The organism is Candidatus Cloacimonadota bacterium (genome assembly GCA_011372345.1).
In the GTDB taxonomy this organism is placed as follows: domain Bacteria; phylum Cloacimonadota; class Cloacimonadia; order Cloacimonadales; family TCS61; genus DRTC01.
The window spans coordinates 1-1960 of the sequence record DRTC01000522.1 but is presented as its reverse complement, the minus strand read 5'-3'; the positions used below and the strand labels follow the sequence as shown (position 1 = coordinate 1960).

Here is a 1960-nt window from a genome sequence, read left to right as displayed (position 1 = left end):
ATGATGGAGGAGCAGGAGCAGTTCAAGCTTTGGGAGTTCAACTATTAGATAAAAAAGGGAAAGAAATTCCGGTTGGCGGTGCTGGGCTAGGAAAATTAAGTAGAATTGATATTTCCAAAATTGATAAAAGGATATTCGAAAGTGAAATAATTATTGCTTGCGATGTAAAAAATCCTTTAACTGGAAAGAAAGGAGCAACATTTGTTTATGCAGAACAAAAGGGAGCTTCAAGAGGAGAAGTAAAAATTCTGGAAAAGAATATGATTCATTTTGTCGATATCATAAAAAAAGATTTGAAAATCAATGTTGAAAAAATCCATGGTTCTGGAGCAGCAGGAGGTTTGGGAGCAGGATTGATGGTTTTCCTCAAAGCAAAATTAGAACCCGGATTTGAGATCGTGAAAAGGTACACAAATCTGGAAGAAAAAATTAACGATGCGAACTTGGTCATTACCGGAGAAGGAGAAATGGATTTCCAAACAGAATTCGGTAAAGCTCCTCTGGAAGTAGCAAAAATAGCCAAAACAAGAAAAATTCCGGTGATCGCTATCGTGGGAAATCTAAATAAAATATCCAATAAATATGATAATTATTTTAAGAAGATATTCAGCCTTACTTCCAACAAAATCTCAAAAATAGAAGCAATGAGAAATGCAGAAAACTATTTGATCGAAATTTCGGAAGAAGCTGCGAGATATTGGAAAAAAACTCACCCCAGCCCTCTCTTATAAAGAGAGGGAATTAATAAGGAAATGTAAATTTGATATTGTTTCCGAAATCTTCCCTTCTCAAATAATCTCAAAAAGTCCATTTGATCTTCCTTTATAAGGGAGAACTAAAGAGGGTTTTAGAGAAGAGATCGGGAAATGAGTTAAAGGAGAAAAACAAAATGAAACCAAAAATTTTTGTAACCAGGTTACTTCCCAAACCGGCAATGAATAAATTGGAAGAAGTCTTTGATATAAAGGTCAATCCCGAAGATAGAGTACTTTCCAAACAGGAAATAATCGAAGGGACAAAATGGTGTGATATTCTGCTCTGTCTTCTAACAGATACGATCTATGAAGAGATATTAGATGCAAATCCAAATCTGAAAGGGATTTCCAATTATGCGGTCGGATTCAATAATATCGATATTAGAGCAGCAACAAAAAGGAAAATTCCGGTTTGCAACACACCGGGTGTTCTAACCGACACAACCGCGGATATGACCTGGGCTTTGATCTTTGCAGCTGCTCGACGGATCGTGGAATCCGATAAATTTAATCGAGCCGGAAAATTCAAAGGCTGGGGTCCGATGCTCTTTCTCGGAAACGATATTTTTGGAAAAACTCTCGGTATCATCGGAGCAGGAAGGATCGGGACTGCTGTTGCCAAAAGAGCAATCGGTTTCAAGATGAAAGTGCTTTATGCAGATAAATCCCAAAATAATGAAATCGAAAGATCTGTGGGAGCGAAAAAAGTTGAATTTGAATATCTGCTTCAACAAGCGGATTTTGTCTCGCTTCATGTTCCCCTGCTTCCTGAAACAATAAACCTGATCAGTGAAAAAGAACTGAAACTGATGAAGAGATCAGCATATTTGATCAATACTTCCCGGGGACCTGTTTTAGATGAGAAAGTTCTGATCAAAGCATTAAAGGAAAACCGGATCGCAGGTGCAGGTCTCGATGTCTATACAAATGAGCCGGAAATGACAGAAGGACTTGCTCAATGCGAGAATGCTATTCTGACTCCTCATACTGCGAGTGCCACTATCGAGACCAGGACAAAAATGGGAATTCTCGCTGCTGAAAATGCGATTGCGATGATTCAGGGAAAGAAACCAAAACATATTATTAATCCGGAAGTTCTTAAACCTTGAAAATGGCTTCCCACAGAGGATTTCTTTCAAATTAGCTTTTTCAATGGTTGAGCATGATAAAAATGTGCTCATCCGAAACCGTTGAAAAAGTTCAGT

At 38.0% G+C, this 1960-nt stretch carries 2 protein-coding genes; both read left to right on the top strand.

Features of this window, described 5'->3' with window-relative positions; genetic code table 11:
- Window positions 1–731 (top strand): glycerate kinase (locus ENL20_09995; protein HHE38887.1); only part of this gene is annotated, 731 nt, incomplete at its 5' end.
- A 158-nt stretch (window positions 732–889) separates the two neighbouring features.
- Window positions 890–1864 (top strand): D-glycerate dehydrogenase, encoded by a 975-nt coding sequence (locus ENL20_09990; GenBank protein ID HHE38886.1) that lies wholly within the window; start codon window positions 890–892, stop codon window positions 1862–1864.
- Window positions 1865–1960 lie beyond the last annotated feature (96 nt).

Excerpts from the sequence above, each read along its gene's own strand:
- ENL20_09990 (HHE38886.1), top strand. The coding sequence starts at position 890 with ATGAAACCAAAAATTTTTGTAACCAGGTTACTTCCCAAACCGGCAATG.